This window comes from Micromonospora sp. NPDC048843 (genome assembly GCF_040649965.1).
GTDB classification, from domain to species: Bacteria; Actinomycetota; Actinomycetes; order Mycobacteriales; family Micromonosporaceae; genus Micromonospora; species Micromonospora hortensis.
In genome coordinates, this window is the sequence record NZ_JBEZGJ010000007.1 from 55,910 (window position 1) to 72,742 (window position 16,833).

General features: G+C 68.9%; 16 protein-coding genes and 1 tRNA gene. 6 read left to right on the top strand and 11 right to left on the bottom strand.

Annotated elements, in window-relative coordinates:
* Nucleotides 1-28 precede the first annotated feature (28 nt).
* The 5 genes from AB0C20_RS03360 to gyrB all read right to left on the bottom strand — a co-directional run bounded on the left by AB0C20_RS03360 (nucleotide 29) and on the right by gyrB (nucleotide 5,942).
* The gene (locus tag AB0C20_RS03360; RefSeq protein WP_209444550.1) at nucleotides 29-157 is read right to left on the bottom strand and encodes a DLW-39 family protein; all 129 of its coding nucleotides are present in this window, start codon (nucleotides 155-157) and stop codon (nucleotides 29-31) included.
* Between the two features lie 42 nt (nucleotides 158-199).
* Nucleotides 200-273: transfer RNA gene (locus tag AB0C20_RS03365), tRNA-Ile, on the bottom strand.
* Between the two features lie 150 nt (nucleotides 274-423).
* Nucleotides 424-1,338 carry a DUF3566 domain-containing protein gene (locus tag AB0C20_RS03370; protein WP_357178738.1) on the bottom strand — a complete coding sequence of 305 codons (915 nt, stop codon included), beginning with the start codon at nucleotides 1,336-1,338 and terminating at the stop codon, nucleotides 424-426.
* Nucleotides 1,339-1,342: 4 nt separating this feature from the next.
* A complete protein-coding gene (gyrA, locus tag AB0C20_RS03375) occupies nucleotides 1,343-3,865 on the bottom strand; it encodes a DNA gyrase subunit A (RefSeq protein WP_357178735.1) in 2,523 nt (840 codons plus the stop codon).
* A 130-nt stretch (nucleotides 3,866-3,995) separates the two neighbouring features.
* Nucleotides 3,996-5,942, bottom strand: a complete 1,947-nt coding sequence (gyrB, locus tag AB0C20_RS03380) for a DNA topoisomerase (ATP-hydrolyzing) subunit B (protein ID WP_266304100.1) — start codon at nucleotides 5,940-5,942, stop codon at nucleotides 3,996-3,998.
* Nucleotides 5,943-6,463: 521 nt separating this feature from the next.
* Between gyrB and AB0C20_RS03385 the strand changes: the two genes are divergently transcribed.
* On the top strand, nucleotides 6,464-7,018 hold the full coding sequence (locus AB0C20_RS03385) for a hypothetical protein (protein WP_210782112.1): 555 nt from the start codon (nucleotides 6,464-6,466) through the stop codon (nucleotides 7,016-7,018).
* On the opposite strand, the gene AB0C20_RS03390 is transcribed toward AB0C20_RS03385, so the two are convergent.
* A complete protein-coding gene (locus AB0C20_RS03390; protein WP_238687639.1) occupies nucleotides 7,003-7,491 on the bottom strand; it encodes a MarR family transcriptional regulator in 489 nt (162 codons plus the stop codon). The genes AB0C20_RS03385 and AB0C20_RS03390 overlap by 16 nt on opposite strands.
* A 125-nt stretch (nucleotides 7,492-7,616) precedes the next feature.
* Between AB0C20_RS03390 and AB0C20_RS03395 the strand changes: the two genes are divergently transcribed.
* Complete coding sequence (locus tag AB0C20_RS03395) at nucleotides 7,617-7,844, top strand: hypothetical protein (protein ID WP_091396532.1); 228 nt, start codon at nucleotides 7,617-7,619, stop codon at nucleotides 7,842-7,844.
* Nucleotides 7,845-7,853: 9 nt separating this feature from the next.
* Here the strand turns inward: AB0C20_RS03395 and AB0C20_RS03400 are convergent, their stop codons facing one another.
* The 5 genes from AB0C20_RS03400 to dnaA form a co-directional block, all read right to left on the bottom strand.
* Nucleotides 7,854-8,459, bottom strand: a complete 606-nt coding sequence (locus AB0C20_RS03400; protein ID WP_330439387.1) for a DciA family protein — start codon at nucleotides 8,457-8,459, stop codon at nucleotides 7,854-7,856.
* Nucleotides 8,449-9,582 (bottom strand): DNA replication/repair protein RecF, encoded by a 1,134-nt coding sequence (gene recF, locus AB0C20_RS03405; protein WP_357178720.1) that lies wholly within the window; start codon nucleotides 9,580-9,582, stop codon nucleotides 8,449-8,451. Before recF ends, AB0C20_RS03400 begins: the two co-directional genes overlap by 11 nt.
* Nucleotides 9,583-9,598: 16 nt before the next feature.
* The gene (gnd, locus tag AB0C20_RS03410; RefSeq protein ID WP_357178718.1) at nucleotides 9,599-10,471 is read right to left on the bottom strand and encodes a phosphogluconate dehydrogenase (NAD(+)-dependent, decarboxylating); all 873 of its coding nucleotides are present in this window, start codon (nucleotides 10,469-10,471) and stop codon (nucleotides 9,599-9,601) included.
* Nucleotides 10,472-10,511: 40 nt separating this feature from the next.
* Complete coding sequence (gene dnaN, locus AB0C20_RS03415; protein ID WP_210782097.1) at nucleotides 10,512-11,645, bottom strand: DNA polymerase III subunit beta; 1,134 nt, start codon at nucleotides 11,643-11,645, stop codon at nucleotides 10,512-10,514.
* 775 nt (nucleotides 11,646-12,420) lie between these two features.
* Nucleotides 12,421-14,250, bottom strand: a complete 1,830-nt coding sequence (gene dnaA / locus AB0C20_RS03420; protein WP_357178713.1) for a chromosomal replication initiator protein DnaA — start codon at nucleotides 14,248-14,250, stop codon at nucleotides 12,421-12,423.
* 625 nt (nucleotides 14,251-14,875) lie between these two features.
* Here dnaA and rpmH point away from each other — a divergent pair.
* The 4 genes from rpmH to yidC are packed head-to-tail and all read left to right on the top strand — an operon-like array spanning nucleotide 14,876 to nucleotide 16,749.
* Nucleotides 14,876-15,013 (top strand): 50S ribosomal protein L34, encoded by a 138-nt coding sequence (gene rpmH / locus AB0C20_RS03425; protein WP_007453904.1) that lies wholly within the window; start codon nucleotides 14,876-14,878, stop codon nucleotides 15,011-15,013.
* Between the two features lie 34 nt (nucleotides 15,014-15,047).
* The gene (gene rnpA / locus AB0C20_RS03430; RefSeq protein ID WP_357178710.1) at nucleotides 15,048-15,464 is read left to right on the top strand and encodes a ribonuclease P protein component; all 417 of its coding nucleotides are present in this window, start codon (nucleotides 15,048-15,050) and stop codon (nucleotides 15,462-15,464) included.
* Nucleotides 15,461-15,757: a membrane protein insertion efficiency factor YidD gene (gene yidD, locus AB0C20_RS03435; protein ID WP_091396555.1), complete on the top strand. Its 297-nt coding sequence runs from the start codon at nucleotides 15,461-15,463 to the stop codon at nucleotides 15,755-15,757. The genes rnpA and yidD overlap by 4 nt, the downstream gene beginning before the upstream one ends.
* Before the next feature lie 2 nt (nucleotides 15,758-15,759).
* Nucleotides 15,760-16,749: a membrane protein insertase YidC gene (gene yidC / locus AB0C20_RS03440; RefSeq protein WP_357179481.1), complete on the top strand. Its 990-nt coding sequence runs from the start codon at nucleotides 15,760-15,762 to the stop codon at nucleotides 16,747-16,749.
* The last annotated feature ends 84 nt before the right edge of the window (nucleotides 16,750-16,833 follow it).

The window sequence follows — 16,833 nt, forward strand, 5'->3', positions numbered from 1 at the left end:
CAACGATCGCTCGTCGCCGGGCCGAGCGTCAGCGCAGGTCGGGCGCGGTGGTCGCCTCGTGCCACAGGGCACGCTCGTCGTTCGACGCCTTGATCTTGTTGAACACGACGGCGGCCACACCGACGACGCCAGCCAGAATCAGCAGCTTCTTGAACATGGGGCGACCCCTCGCGCTCGACTACCGTCGGACGACATGCGGTGGGGCTAGATGGAATCGAACCATCGACCTCAGAGTTATCAGCTCTGCGCTCTAACCGACTGAGCTATAGCCCCGCGTTGCGACGAGCAAGATTAACCCATCCGCTCCGCCGGCCCCAAATCGGGGTCCGCGCTTGCGAGCCAGGCCGTCGCCGCCTGCAAAACCTACCCGAGTACGGGACGCCGGAGCGACCGCTTTCCGCGGTGCCCCGGCGTCCCGGTCACTCAGTCCCGCTCGGCGAGGGTCAGCTCGATCCCGCCGACCAAGTCGGCGCAGACGTTGTAGACGAACGCGCCAAGGGTGGCCAAGGCGGTGAACAGCACCACGTTGACCAGGCCGATCAGCGCCGAGCTGAGAATCACGCCCTTGGCGGTGATCTGGAAGCCGCTGGTGCTCTGCCCACCACCGGCGTTGACCAGATCGCTCAGGCTCTCGTTGACGCTCTGGAACACACCCATCGCGTCCAGCGCCAGGTAGAGCACCGAGGTGGCCACCACCACGACGATGAAGAGCACCACCGACACCGCGAATGCGAACTTCATCACGGACCAGGGGTCGATCCGCTTGAGGTTCAGCCGGGCCCGGCGCGGGCCGCGGGAGGCGGCCGAGCTGACCGACGTACGCGCCGCACGCACCGCGTCACCGACGCGGGCTGCGCCGACGGCGGACGCGTTGCCGATGCCCGGCGGCAGGCCACCGCCGCTGGCCGGGCGGCCGGCAGCGGCGGCAGTACGTGCCGCGTCCGGCTGCGGCTGGGTCATCCCGGGTGTGATCCGCGGCTGGGTGCCGGTGGACCCGGTGGACGCCGCCTGACCGGGTCGGAGACCGATCGGCTGGGTGGTCGCCGGACGTGCCGAGGGTGCCGCCGCCGGACCCGGAGGACTGGCGGCGGCCGACGTCGGCGCCTCGGCGCTGGGCGTCTCGGTCTTGTCGTTGGACTCGCCATCGTCGCCCGGCTGCTCCGGCGGGGGTGTCATACCTGGAGCCCTGGTGAACTTCGGGGCAGGCGCGTCGGCGGGGACCGTCGCCCGGCCCACGGCCGCGCGGCCGGTCGCTGGTGTGCCGCCCTTGGCGGCCTCCTCGTCGACCGGTTTGGCCGAGGTCCCCGAGTTCCCCGACTTCGCCTGTGTCTCCGTCATTCAACTAGTCCTGTTCGTCAGGCTCGTCGGCATTGCGAGCAATCGCCACGATAGTCACGCCGTCCGGGAGGTCCATCAGCTTGACCCCCATTGTGTTCCGGTCACGCGTACGCCGTACAGGCTTCACCGGAGTCCGAATGACACCACCGTTGCTGGTGATCGCGAACAGCTCGTCGTCCGGATCGATCACCACCGCGCCAACCAGACCACCGCGCCGTTCGGTGATCTTTGCAGTCAACACGCCCTTACCTCCCCGGCCCTGCACCGGGTATTCCTCGATCGGGGTTCGCTTCGCGTATCCCCCGTTCGTGGCCACCAGAACGTCCAAACCATCCCGCACGACTTCCATGGCGAGCAGGACGTCATCGTCAGTGAAGCGCATGCCGATCACGCCCGAGGTGGCCCGACCCATCGGCCGCAACGCCTCGTCCGAGGCGTTGAACCGGATCGCCTGTGCCTTCTTCGACACCAGCAGCAGGTCGTTCTCCGGCGCAACCAGCGCAGCACCGACCAGCTCGTCCTCATCGCGCAAGTTGATCGCGATGATGCCGCCGGAACGGTTGGAGTCGAACTCCTCGAGCCGCGTCTTCTTCACCAGGCCGTTCTTCGTGGCCAGTACCAGATAGGGGGCTACCTGGTAGTTCGGGATCTCAATGATCTGCGCGATCTGCTCGTCGGGTAGGAAGGCGAGCAGATTGGCCACGTGTTGGCCCTTGGCTACCCTACTGGCCTCCGGCAACTCGTACGCCTTGGCCCGGTAGACGCGGCCCTTGTTCGTCAAGAACAAGATCCAGTCGTGGGTCGAGCAGACGAAGAAGTGGCTGACGATGTCGTCCTGCCGCAGCGTGGCGCCACTGACGCCCTTGCCGCCGCGCCGCTGGGAGCGGTACAGATCGACCTTGGTCCGCTTGGCGTACCCGGTGCGGGTGATCGTGACGACCACGTCCTCGCGGGCGATGAGGTCCTCCATCGAGACCTCGCCGTCGAACGGGATGATCTGCGTCCGCCGGTCGTCGCCCCACTTGGTGACGATCTCGCCCAGCTCATCCGAGACGATCTTCCGCTGCCGCTCGGGCTTGGCGAGGATGTCCTTGAGATCGGCGATCTCGATCTCGAGCTTCGCCAGGTCGTCGATGATCCGCTGCCGCTCCAGGGCGGCGAGCCGGCGCAGCTGCATGTCCAGGATCGCGGTCGCCTGGATCTCGTCGATCTCCAGCAGCCGGATCAGGCCCTGCCGGGCGTCGTCCACAGTCGGCGAGCGCCGGATCAGGGCGATCACCTCGTCCAGCGCGTCCAGCGCCTTGCCCAGGCCGCGCAGGATGTGTGCCCGCTCCTCGGCCTTGCGCAGACGGTACGCGGTCCGCCGGCGGATCACGTCGATCTGGTGCTCGACGTAGTAGCGCAGGAACTGGGCCAGGTTGAGCGTGCGCGGCACCCCATCGACCAGGGCCAGCATGTTGGCGCCGAAGGTCTCCTGGAGCTGGGTGTGCTTGTAGAGGTTGTTCAGCACGACCTTCGCGACAGCGTCGCGCTTGAGCACCAGGACGATCCGCATGCCGGTACGACCGGAGGACTCGTCGCGGATGTCGGCGATCCCGGCGAGCTTGCCCTCCTTGATCAGCTCGGCGATCCGCTCGGCGAGGTTGTCCGGGTTGACCTGGTAGGGCAGCTCGCTGACGACCAGGCAGGGGCGGCCCCGCTTGTCCTCCTCGACCTCCACCACTGCGCGCATCCGGATCGAGCCGCGACCGGTGCGGTACGCGTCCTGGATCGCCGTGGTGCCGACGATCAGGCCGTGGGTCGGGAAGTCCGGGCCCTTGACGATGCCGAGCAGGGCTTCGAGGGTGGTCTCCTCGTCCTCCTCCGGGTGCTCAAGGCACCACTGCACCGCCGCGCCGATCTCCCGCAGGTTGTGCGGCGGGATCTTGGTGGCCATGCCGACCGCGATGCCCTCGGAGCCGTTCACCAGGAGGTTGGGGATCCGCGACGGCAGGATGGTGGGCTCCTTGGCCCGGCCGTCGTAGTTGTCCTGCAGGTCGACGGTGTCCTCGTCGATGTCCCGCAGCATCTCCATGGCGAGGGGGTCGAGCTTGCACTCGGTGTATCGCATGGCGGCGGCAGGGTCGTTACCCGGCGAGCCGAAGTTGCCGTTGCCGTCGACCAACGGGTAGCGCAGCGACCAGGACTGCGCCATCCGGACCAGCGCGTCGTAGATCGCCGAGTCGCCGTGCGGGTGGAACTGACCCATCACGTCACCGACGACACGGGAGCACTTCACGTAGCCGCGGTCCGGACGGTAGCCGGAGTCGAACATCGCGTAGAGGATCTTGCGGTGGACCGGCTTGAGGCCGTCCCGGACGTCCGGCAGCGCGCGACCGACGATGACGCTCATCGCGTAGTCGAGGTAGGAGCGCTGCATCTCCACCTCGAGCCCGACCGGTTCGATCCGGTCGTGCGCGACCACCGCGGCGATGGCCTCGGCGGGGACCTCGGGCTCGTTCGGTGTGGACTCGGGAGAATCGGTCACTGTATACCCTTATCAGACTCAGAGTCGTTTTCGTGCTGTGGATAACCGCTGTGGATACCGGCCAAGCTGTGGATAACTCTGTGGACCGTCGGATCGGCCGAGCAGTGCCCGACCGATCCGCAGCAGTCCGTCAGATGTCCAGGAACCGCACGTCCTTGGCGTTGCGCTGAATGAACGACCGGCGCGCCTCGACGTCCTCACCCATCAGCACACTGAACAACTCGTCGGCGGTCGCCGCGTCGTCGAGAGTGACCTGACGCAGGGTACGCGTCGCCGGGTTCATCGTGGTTTCCCACAGCTCGGGATAGTTCATCTCGCCGAGGCCCTTGAAGCGCTGAATGTCGTCCGGCTTGGCGTTCGGCTTCTTCTGCTGCCGCAGCGCGATCAGACCGTCCCGCTCGCGGTCGGAGTACGCGTACTGGGCGTCGTCGCCCTTCTTGTTCCACTTGATCTTGTAGAGCGGCGGGGCGGCCAGGTAGACGTTGCCCATCTCGACAAGCGGACGCATGAAGCGGAACAGCAGGGTGAGCAGCAGCGTCTGGATGTGCTGGCCGTCGACGTCCGCGTCGGCCATCAGCACCACCTTGTGGTACCGCAGCTTCTCCATGTCGAAGTCGTCGTGGATGCCGGTGCCCAGCGCGGTGATCAGCGCCTGGACCTCGTTGTTCTTCAGCACCCGGTCGATCCGGGCCTTCTCCACGTTGAGGATCTTGCCGCGGATCGGCAGGATCGCCTGGGTCCGCGGGTCGCGACCCTGCTTGGCCGAGCCGCCGGCCGAGTCACCCTCGACGATGAACACCTCGGACTCGCGGGGGTCGGTCGACTGGCAGTCGGCCAGCTTGCCCGGCATCGAGCCAGACTCCAGCAGCGACTTGCGCCGGGCCAGCTTGCGCGCCTGCTGCGCGGCAATCCGGGCGCGGGCCGCCTGGGACGCCTTCGTGATGATCATCTTGGCCTCGGCCGGGTTGCGGTCGAACCAGTCGACCAGCCGGTCGTTGCAGACCCGCTGCACGAAGCTCTTCACCGGGGTGTTGCCCAGCTTGGTCTTGGTCTGGCCCTCGAACTGCGGATTGGCCAGCTTGACCGAGATGATCGCCGCGAGCCCTTCGCGGATGTCCTCGCCGGAGAGCTTCTCGTCGCCCTTGAGGAGCTTCTTGTCGGTGCCGTACCGGTTCACAACGCTGGTCAGCGCGGACCGGAAGCCCTCCTCGTGGGTGCCGCCCTCGTGGGTGTTGATCGTGTTGGCGAAGGTGTAGACCGACTCGCCGTACGACTCGTTCCACTGCATGGCGATCTCGAGGGACATGCCCTCCTCTTCGGCCTCGAACTCGACCACCGTCTTGTGGATCGGGCTCTTCGAGGCGTTGAGGTGCCGGACGAAGTCCGCGATGCCGCCCTCGTAGTAGAAGGTGACCTCGCGCTGCCGGCCGTCCTCCTCCTCGGCCACCCGCTCGTCGAGCAGGTGGATGCGCAGGGCGCGGTTGAGGAAGGCCATCTCCTGCAGGCGCCGGTAGATGGTCTGGAAGTCGAAGTCGACGGTCTCGAAGACGTCGGGGTCGGGCCAGAAGGAGACCGCCGAGCCGGTGCGGTCGGTGGTCTCGCCCTTCTCCAGCGGGCTCGGCTTGGAGTTGGTGTAGTGCTGCCGCCACACGTTGCCGGACTTGTGGATCTCGACGAACATCTTGGTGGAGAGCGCGTTCACCACTGAGACACCGACGCCGTGCAGACCGCCGGAGACCGCGTACGCCTTGCCGTCGAACTTGCCACCCGCGTGCAGGATGGTCAACGCGACCTCGACACCGGGCTTCTTGAGCTTCGGGTGGAGGTCGACGGGGAAACCACGGCCGTTGTCGGTGACCCGGACGCCGCCGTCGGCGAGCAGCACCACGTCGATGGTGTCGCAGTATCCGGCCAGCGCCTCGTCGACCGCGTTGTCGACGACCTCCCAGACGAGGTGGTGCAGACCGCGCTCGCCGGTGGACCCGATGTACATACCGGGCCGCTTGCGAACCGCCTCCAGCCCCTCGAGAACGGTGATCGACTCTGCGCCGTACTCCTGCTTGTCCTGCGCTGCCACCCTCGGCCACTTTCTCGCGTCAGCCGCGCCGGTAGGGCGCGTCGGGCGCGGGTTCGGCGGACAGGACGCGACGTCGGCGCGCGGACCGGCACCGGAGAACTCCGGACAGCGGGTCGAACGCGCCGGTCGCCGCGGTTGCCCGCGGATCGCGATCGGCTCGACCCGACGTGGAGAATGAATCTGGGGCCACCGGCCCCGTCCCACTCCCGCACCGGGTCTTCGTCTCGCTGTCAATCCTACTGTGCGTGGGGGACAGAACCACCACTCGGCACCCTCAGCGAGGCGGCTGAGAAGTCCATAGCCGGCAGAACCACGCCGCCCACGACTCCCCCCACACGCCAGGCCCTCATCGCACGCGCCGCCCCGGAACGGGTTGACCCGCTGTCGGGCGGGTCGGGGGTCGCGGCCGAAGCGTCAGTGCCGTACGTTTGCGGCGCCCCGGAACCAGCCTTGATCTTTACCGGTTGGAACCGGGACGATCGACCCGATCGACCCGACACGTGCTCTTTAAGAGGTGACAGATGGGGCTGGACAACGTCGCGGTGCACTGGCCGCGGACCGGCCGCTTCTACGACCCGGTCGCGCCGGCCGAGTTCGTCGACTTCGGCGAGATCGTCGACCTGCCGCGCATCTCCGCGCCGACCGCGGCGCTGGCCGAGTTGATCGCGAAGACCGGCACCATCCGGGCGACCGCGTACACCGAGCTGGTGGATCTGCTTCTCGGCCTCGAAGGTGTGTTGTACGCCACAGACGCCGCAGCCGAGGACGAGGACCCGGTGATCGACCCGGACGGCTGCTCCTGGATCGCGAGCGGCATCGAACGGTTCGTGGCCGCGCACCGCGCGACCGGCGAGGCGGTCACCTTCGAGTCGGTGAGCATCGTGCTGCGCTCCCTGCTCGGCGACGGTCGGTTGGCCGAGCAGCAACTGCGCTGGCTGGAGAGCCGGCTCGACGCGCTGCGCGACGAGCGCGGTGACCCGCCGCAGTGGAACTTCACCTGCGCCGAGCTGGGCGTGCTGGCCGCGTTCTACAGGCGCTGCGCCGAGCGCGGGTTCGCCGTCTACGCCGACGCCTGAGGCGCCGCGTCAGTCTCCGAGGGGGCCGGTCGGTTGGCGGCCGAGATCAGCTGCGTGAGCACCGCGTGCAGGTGTTGCAGGTCCTCGACGGGCAGCCCGAGTCGCTGCACGATCGCGGCCGGGATCAGCTCGGCCTGACTCCGCAGCGCGGCACCGCTGGCGGTGAGGGTGACGGCGAGGCTGCGCTCGTCGCTCGGATCGCGTTCCCGGCGCAGGTAGCCGGCCGCCTCCAGCCGCTTGAGCAGGGGTGACAGCGTGCCCGGGTCGAGCTGGAGCAGGCGACTGAGATCGCGACCGGACAACGGCGCGTGCTGCCAGAGCGCCAACATCACCAGGTACTGCGGGTGGGTGAGCCCCATCGGCTCCAGCAGTGGCCGGTAGACGGCCACCACGCTGCGCGCGGCGACCGAGAGGGCGAAGCAGACCTGCTGTTCCAGGGCCAGCGGGTCGACGCCGTCCGGTCGTTCGCTCATCGGTTGCCCTCTCTCCGCACGGTGACTATCGTACCGATCATTGGTACACCAACCATTGGTGCCCCAAAGGTTTGCTCGGGCGACGGGCGAGAACCGGCGAGGCGACGCGGGGAAGAGGGCGGCAGATGAGCGAGGACGGCGCGATCACCAGGGCCCCGGGCGAGGGCGGTCGACTGATGCGCTGGGCCTTCCGGCACCTCGCCGGCCCAGCCGAGGGCGTGCAGGGCGCGGTGCAGGGCGGCTCGGCCGAGGCCCGCGAGGCGTGGAAACGTGACCTGGCCGAGCGCAAGCGCTTCACCAGGGAACAGCGGGAACGCAAGCGGGCAGCCCGCGAGGCCGACCGGCGCGGCTGAACGGCCGGCTCAGCCGTACGTGTCGCGCGGACCCCGGCCGCGCACCCGGCGCGGGCCCTTCCCCCAGGAGGGCGCGGCCGGGCCGTGGATGTGCAACTTGCGGACCACGTTGTGCCCGACCTCGCTGGCGATCTGCTTGAGCAGCGAGCCCGCGAGCAGTCGCAACTGGGTGGCCCAGGCGGTCGAGCGCGCCTCCACCGTCAGCTCGCCGTTCTCCAACTTCACCGGGCGGCTGTTCTGCGCGACCTCCGCGCCGACGACCCGCTCCCAGGCGCCGAACACGGTGGCCTCGGCCGCCGGCTGCTGCCAGCCGCGCGCCTTCACCAGCCGGTTCAGCACGGCGCTGAGCGGCTGCGGATCGCGCGGATCGGGGCCGGGGCCCGAGTAACCGCGCAACCGCCGCCCCGAGCCGCCGGCAGCGTCGCCGCTGCCGGGAGCACGCCGGGCGCGGGCCGCCGCCTGCCGTCGGGACAGCGCGGCGTCGAGCACCGCCCGGGCCAGCTCCGGCCCGCTGGCGGCCGCCGCCGGCTCACCGCCCGCCGACTCCGACTTAGGAGTACGCGCAGCCGGGGCATCGCCCGCCGCTGGCCGATCGGTGCCTGGCTTATCCGACACGGCGTACCGTCCCTTCGCCGACCTGGTAGCGGGTGCCGCGCAGGGCGGCCGGCACGTCGTCGTCCACAGCGCAGGTGACCAGCAGCTGACTCGCCCCGCCGACCAGCTCCGCCAACCGCTCCCGGCGGCCGGTGTCCAACTCCGCGAAGACGTCGTCGAGCACCAGCACCGGCTCGATGCCGTCGGCGCGCAACAGGTCGTACCCGGCGAGCCGCAACGCGAGGGCGAACGACCACGACTCGCCGTGGCTGGCGTACCCCTTGGCGGGCAGTGGACCGAGGCTCAGCGCCAACTCGTCGCGGTGTGGGCCGACCAGGGTGGTGCCCCGCTCGATCTCGGCGGAGCGGGACGCGGCCAGGGCTGCCGTCAGCGCCTCGGCCAGCGCGGCCCGATCGGTGGTCGGCTCGGCCAGCTCGACCGAGGGCCGGTAGGTGATGCTCGCCGCACCCCGACCGGCGGCAACCGCGTCGTAGGCCTTGGCCACGTGCGGGGTGAGCGCTGCCACCAGCTCCAGACGGCCGGCGAGCAGCTCCGCACCGTGCTGGGCCAGGTGGGTGTCCCAGACCGCGAGGGTGCCGAGGTCGCCACCCCTGGAACCACCGGTCTTACGGGCCAGGTACGCGGTGCGCAACAGGGCGTTTCGCTGTTTGACGACCCGCTCGTAGTCGGCCCGCACGCCCGCGAACCGGGGCTGCCGATTGACCAGCAGGTCGTCCAGGTAGCGGCGGCGCTCGGCCGGATCGCCCCGGACCAGCTCAAGATCTTCCGGGGCGAAGAGCACCAGCCGGAGCGCCCCGAGCACATCCCGGGCCCGCCGTGCCGGTGAGCGGCCCAGTCGGGCCCGGTTGGCCTTGCCGGGCACGATCTCCAGCTCGACAAGGAGTTCGCGGCCGTCGTGCACCACCGCGCAACGGATCACCGCGGACGTGGCGCCCATCCGGACCAGAGGCGCGTCGGTGGCGACCCGGTGCGAGTCCAGGGTCGCCACGTAGCCCAGCGCCTCGACAAGGTTTGTCTTGCCGACGCCGTTGGCGCCGATCAGGACGTTCGCTCCCGGCTGGAGGTCGACGGCCACCCGCTCGTACGAGCGGAAGTCGACCAGTTCCAGCCGGTGAACGTACACAGGTTGTGGATACCGCTCAGCGCTTGTGGACGGCGTGGCCACCGAACTGCTGACGCAGCGCGGAGACGGCCTTCATGGCGGGCGAGTCGTCCTGCCGCGAGGCGAACCGGGCGAACAACGAAGCGGTGATGACGTTCAGCGGCACCGCCAGCCGGACCGCCTCGTCGACGGTCCACCGGCCCTCGCCGGTGTCCTCCGTGTAGCCGCTCAGATCGGCCAGCTCCGGGTCCTCGTCGAGTGCCCGGTCGAGCAGGTCGAGCAGCCAGGAACGGACGACGGTGCCCTCCCGCCAGGACTTGATGACGCCCGGCACGTTTGTCACCAGCTCCGAGGCGGCCATCAGCTCGTAGCCCTCGGCGTAGGCGTGCATCAGGCCGTACTCGATGCCGTTGTGCACCATCTTCGAGTAGTGCCCGGCACCGACGGGGCCGGCGTGCACGAAGCCGAACTCACCCTCCGGCTTGAGCGCGTTGAAGATCGGCATCAGGCGGTCCACGTGCTCCTGGGCGCCGCCGACCATCAGCCCGTAGCCGTTCTGCCGGCCCCAGACGCCGCCGGAGACCCCGACGTCCAGGTAGCCGATGCCCCGCTGGTTGAGTCGCTCCGCGCGGGGCGCGTCGTCACTGAAGCGCGAGTTGCCGCCGTCGATGATGATGTCGCCCTCACCGAGCACCTCGGCGAGCTCGTCGATCGTGGCGTCGGTGACACCGGCGGGCACCATGACCCAGACCGCGCGGGGCGACTCAAGCTTCTCTGCCAGGCCCGCGATGGTCGTAACGTCGCTGATCTGCGCGTTGTGGTCGAAGCCGACCACCTCGTGCCCGGCCGAACGCAACCGCTCCCGCATGTTGCCGCCCATACGGCCGAGTCCTACTAGGCCGAGCTGCATGTGTTTCTACCTCCGTGGATCTGGGTGTTGCTGGGCGCGATCAGCGCGAGACGCGGATCGGCATGATGAGGTACCGGTACCCCGGAATTACCTCGCCATCCTCGCCAGCGGGAGAGATCACCGCGGGCTTGAAGGCGTCGACGAACGAGAGCACTGCCGTCTGAGCGCCGAGGTTTGCCAGACCGTCGATGAGGTACTGCGGGTTGAAGCCGATGGTCAGTGGTTCGCCGGTGAAGGTGGCCTCCATCGCCTCGCTGGCCCGCGCCTCCTCGGAACCGCCGGCCTCGACCACGAGACCGTCGGCGCTGAAGCTGAGCAGCACCGGGGTGGTGCGTTCGGCGACCAGCGCGACCCGCTTGACCACCTCGATCAGCGTGCTGACCGGCACCCGGGCCGCAGCGTTGTGAGTGGCCGGGAAGAGCGACCGCACCGGCGGGTAGTTGGCGCCGTCGAGCAGCCGGCTGGTGGTACGTCGGGTGCCGCCGGCGAGGCCGACCATGCCCTCGCCCGCGGCGCCCTGGGCGAGGGCGAGGGTGACCTCGCCGCCCAGCGGGCCGAGGGCCTTGGCGGTGTCGTTCAGGGTGCGGGCGGGCACCAGGGCGTTGATGCTCACCTCGGGGTCGTCCGGCCGCCACTGGATCTCGCGCAGCGCCAACCGGTAACGGTCGGTGGCGAGCATCGACAGGGTGTCGCCGGACAGCTCGACGCGGACACCGGTCATCATCGGCAGCGTCTCGTCGCGACCGGCGGCGATGGCTACCTGGGCCACAGCGGTGGCGAACGCCGCGGCGTCGACGGTGCCGGCGCTCTGCGGCATCTCGGGCAGCGCGGGGTAGTCCTCCACCGGCATGGTGGGCAGTGTGAACCGGGCGCTGCCACAGACCAGCTCGAGGTGCGCGCCGACAGCGGCGATGTCGACAGGCTTGGCCGGCAACGCCTTGGTGATCTCGGCGAGCAGGCGGCCGGAGACGAGCGCGGCGCCGTCGGCGTCGCCCTGCACCTCGACTGTCACCTGGCTGGAGACCTCGTAGTCGAACCCGGAGACCCGCAGGTTGCCGTCGGTGACGCGGAGCATCACCCCGGCGAGCACCGGTACGGATGGCCGGTTGGGCAGGCTCTTCGCGGTCCACGCCACAGCCTCGGCGAGCGCGTCGCGCTCCACTCGGAACTTCATCAATGCCTCCGCGTCGACGTCAGCGACAACTCTCTCATGCCGACCGCTGCCTACCGTCCCGCCCGACCGTGCGGGTACCCATCGCACCTTAGGGCGCGAGGACATCGGCTGTGCGCCCGACCCCATGGATCGTGTCGATGCTGACCGGCTGATCCGGCAGCGTTCGGCCCGATCCACAGAAAGCCCAACGGTGATGATTGGTTTTTGTTCTCTTAGAAGAGATAACTCATCGTCTTCATCGCACCTGTGCAAACTGTGGAAAACCGAGGTCTGCGCAGGTCAGACAGGTTATCCACCGGTGATTTAGCTGTGGAGAACCGGGGGCACAACCGGCTCGTGTGTCCACAGCCCGGCGACGACGGCCGGTTGTCCACCGTTGTCCACCGGTTGTCCACCGGTAATCCACCGACTTTCTCCCCAAGCCTGTGGATCGCGGGGAAGATCACCATTGCCGTCATCCCCAGAACCTTCAACAGCTCGTACACAGGTTGATGATGATCGGTGGATAACCTGACGGTCGTCCCCAGGCGTCCACAGCTTCGTACACAGGGTTTCTCCACAGCCTGTGGGTAACTGGCGGAGGACGGACCGTAGTTATCCACCGACGGTGGACAACGAGCTGTGGACAACGAGTGGGGATCGAGGCGGTCACGGCCTCAATGCTGTGGTCTCCACCATGTCGAGAGTCCAGCTGACTGACCAAAAAGAACGCCCGACCGGAGATCCGGTCGGGCGTGTCCTGCGGCTGTTCGCCGCCGCGAGGGTGTCGTACGCCTCAGCTGTTCTGTTTGATGCGGTTGGTCAACTCGGCGATCTGGTTGTACAGCGAGCGCCGCTCCGCCATCTGCTGACGAATCTTGCGGTCGGCGTGCATCACAGTGGTGTGGTCCCGGCCACCGAACGCCTGCCCGATCCGGGGCAGCGACAACTCGGTCAACTCCCGACACAGGTACATGGCCACCTGGCGGGCGTTGACAAGCACCCGGGACCTGGACTGGCCGCGCAGATCCTCCAGGCTCACACCGAAGTAGTCAGCGGTCGAGGCCATGATCTGGTCAGCGTTGATCTCCGGACCGGCGCCGTCGGGCATGAAGTCCCGAAGCACCTCCTCGGCCAGCGACAGCTCGACCGTCGACCGGGTCAGGCTGGCGAACGCTGTCACCCGGATCAGCGCGCCCTCCAACTCCCGGATCGAGTTCGACACCCGGGAGGCGATGAACTCCAACACGTCCGGCGGGGCGTACATCCGCTCCTGCGCCGCCTTCTTCTGCAGGATCGCGATCCGGGTCTCCAGATCCGGCGGCTGGATGTCGGCCAGCAGCCCCCACTCGAACCGGGTTCGCATCCGGTCCTCGAGGGTCGCGAGCTGGCGCGGCGACCGGTCAGAGGTGATCACGATCTGCTTGTTGGCGTTGTGCAGCGTGTTGAAGGTGTGGAAGAACTCCTCCTGGGTGCGCTCGCGGTTCTCCAGGAACTGGATGTCGTCGATCAACAGGATGTCGACGTCGCGGTAGCGCCGCTGGAACGCGCTGGTCTTGTCGTCCCGGAGCGAGTTGATGAAGTCGTTTGTGAATTCCTCGGTCGACACGTACCGGACCGAGCGGGCGTTGCCGAGCGTCGTGGCGTAGTGCCCGATGGCGTGCAGCAGGTGCGTCTTGCCCAACCCGGAGTGCCCGTAGATGAACAGCGGGTTGTACGCCTTGGCCGGTGACTCCGCCACCGCCACGCTCGCCGCGTGGGCGAAGCGGTTGGACGAGCCGATGACGAACGTCTCAAACATGTACTTCGGATTGAGCCGGTTGCCGCCGGTGTCGGCACCGGGCAACCGACGGTCGTCGCGGCCACCGGTCCGATGGTCCACGGCGCTGCGACCCGGGCCGCTGTCCGTTCCGCTGTCCCGGGGGAGCGAGCGGATCACGTGCTGGTCGCGCGGTGACGCCGAGTCGTCCCGGTAGCGGGGCTCGTAGGGCCGGGTGTCGGGGCCGGACGGGTCCAGGCGGGCGGCCTGCTCGTCGTAGCCGCGCCGGTCCGGGCCCGGTCGGGAGGGCCGCAGGGGCTCCGCGAAGGCAGCGCTGAACAACGCCTCCTGCCCGTCCCTGCTGGCGGGAATCAACCCCGCGCGATGCCCTTCCACGGGCGGCGCGAGCGGCGGACCCGCCGGCGCGGGCAGCGGAGCCGGATCGGGGGTACGCGGCACCGGCGACTGCTCAGGGATCATCGCGTCGGCCGACGGTCGAGCGCCCTGGTCGTCGTCGAACGGGGCGATACCCGGGCCGTCGATGTCGAGCTGCCCGGTCTCCGGGGCGCTGCGGTAGACCGTGCCGGCCGGGCGGCCGGTGGCGTCCTCGGCCACCCGAACGGTGACCGCGACCTGGATCGGCCGGCCGAGCCGGCGGGTGAGCGCCTCGGTGATCGCTGGGCGCAGCCGTGACTCGATCACATCGCGGGTGAACGCGTCCGGAACGGAGAGCAGTGCGGTGTCCTCGACGATCGCTCGCAACCGGGTCAGTCGGAGATAGGCACGCTGCTGGGCGGAGATGATCTCGTCGGCGAGCTCGTCGGTCGCCGCTAACCACACTGCGGCAAGGTCGGTCGTACCGGCCACCGTCGTGCCACCCCCTCGCTTCTGCTCCCGGCCGCCGCTGTCTGCCAGCCGGCCGTCCCGGGCCCGCCGCGTTCGCGGGGTGGAACAACACCCACCCGGACGGTCGACCGGTGGTCATCCACAAGTTATCCACAGCCTGTGTACCGACCGATTGTGGCCGCCGCCGGACGCGGGTGGGACCTGCCCCTGCCTGATCGGGCGCCGAAGCGGGTTCACCGTGCCGAACGATTCACTGCCATGTCCGGTCTTGCCTGCGCGACGACCGGAGCTTCCGACGCTCACCGCAATCGGGCACGGTAACAGCGTTGTCCCTGCGCCATCAACCGGCGACGCGTCGGCGCCCTTGTCGGCATCAGCGAAAACCACCTTCGGCCTCGGGCGCGTCCCGTTCTCCCCTGCTCGGGGTGTTTGACGGTCATTGCCCCCCTGCGTAGGCTGGAACGGCTGCTTTCTCGCCCTCTGCTAGGGTGATGGGTGCTTGCTGTCCGCGGTCGCATCCCCGCAACGCCGAGGTCCCGCTCCGCCGGACAGCACCGATCGTGGGCCACCGTCGAGGTGTCCTGGACCACCACACGACCCCGGCGATCCCGTCGCGCGGGGCGCGTACGAAAACGGAGAGCCTGACGTGAGCAAGCGCACCTACCAGCCGAACAACCGCCGGCGCGCGAAGACCCACGGCTTCCGGCTGCGCATGCGCACCCGTGCCGGCCGTGCCATCCTGTCGAGCCGTCGCGCCAAGGGTCGCACCACCCTGTCGGCCTGAGCCGACCGGGCCGGTCCAGGGGACGTGGGCAGTCGTGCTGGCCGCCGCACAGCGACTGCGGCGCAGCACTGACTTCGCCGCAGCGGTTCGCGGTGGCCGACGCGCCGGACGTGGCGCCGTCGTGGTCCACCTGACCGTGCCGGTGACAGTCGACCCCAGCACACCGACCTTGCCGGAGCCGGTACGGGACAACAGTGCGGAGCAGTCGTCCGTGCCGTCCCGTGCCGGCTTCGTCGTGTCCAAGGCGGTCGGCAACGCGGTGATCCGTAACCGGGTCCGGCGCCGACTGCGGGCGCTGGTCCGGGAACGGTTGACCGACCTGCCCGCCGGCAGCACCCTGGTCGTCCGGGCGCTCCCCGCCGCGGCGCAGGCGTCGTACCCTCGGCTCGCCACCGACCTGGACGCCGCCATCGCGGTCGCCCGGTCGCCGCGCGAACGGCGGTCCCGATGAGCGGCACCGAGCAGAGCAGCCCACGGCCGTCGACAACCGGTGCCAAGGTGCTGATCGCGCCCATCATCGCGTACCGTCGGTGGATAAGTCCGGCACTGCCGGCTCGCTGTCGGTTCTATCCGTCGTGCAGTGCGTACGCCCAGGAGGCGGTCGTTCGGCACGGCGCGCTCCGGGGAGCCGTGCTGGCGGCCCGGCGGTTGTTGCGCTGCCACCCCTTTCACCCTGGTGGATATGACCCGGTGCCGGAGCCGGGCGGCCGCCGTCGTGCTGATGTGACTGGAGCCCCGAATTGAGTCTGAGTCTCGACTGGATCTACTACGCGATTTCGTGGATCCTGCTGACCTGGCACTCTGCCTGGGACGCCATCGGGGTGCCCGTCGGTGCGGTGATCGGCACCAACTTCGCCTGGATCCTGTCCATCATCTTCCTGGTGGTCACCGTCCGGGTGATCCTGTTCCCGGTCTTCGTCAAGCAGATCAAGTCGCAGCGGGCGATGCAGGCGCTCCAGCCCAAGGTCAAGGAGCTTCAGGAGAAGCACAAGGGTGACCGGGAGACGCTCCAGAAAGAAATGATGGAGCTCTACAAGAAGGAGAAGGCCAACCCGCTTATGGGTTGCCTTCCGATGTTCCTTCAGATCCCGGTCTTCCTGGGTCTCTTCCACGTGTTGCGCCGGCTCGACCCGGACAAGCAGAACAAGACCCTCTACGGCTGGACCGTCGACCAGTTCCAGAGCGCCTCGGAGGCGAAGCTCTTCACCGCCCCGATCGCCGGCAAGTTCGGCTCCACTGCCGACGAGCTGGCCAGCCTCGGCGCCAACGGCAGCACCGTGAAGATCATTGCTGGTGTCCTGGTCCTGGTCATGATCGCCACCACCTACCTGACCAGCCGTCAGATGATCCTCAAGACCGGCTGGGCCGAGGACCCGCAGCAGCGGATGATCCAGCGACTGATGCTCTACGGCATCCCCGCGTCGCTGCTGATCTCCGGCGCGATCTTCCCGATCGGCGTCATCATCTACTGGGTCACCAACAACCTCTTCACCCTCGGCCAGCAGCAGTGGGTGCTGCGGAAGTTCCCGCCGCCGGTGACCGCCAAGAAGGCCGTCGCGCCCGCCGCCAGTCGCAACCCCGTGCAGCCCGCCAAGTCGGGTGGTCTGTTCGGTCGCGGCAAGGCCGCCCCGCCGGCGCCGGTCAAGGCGACCGCGCCCAAGGTTGCCGGGCCGAAGCCGGGCGCCAAGCCGACGAACAACCCGAAGAAGAGCCGCCCCGCCAAGCGGCAGGGCTGACCTGCGAGGGCCGCCGCCGGTGATCCGGCGGCGGCCCGCTCCGCACCGCGCAGCCGCCGTACGGCCGGCGCCGGGCGGAACCGA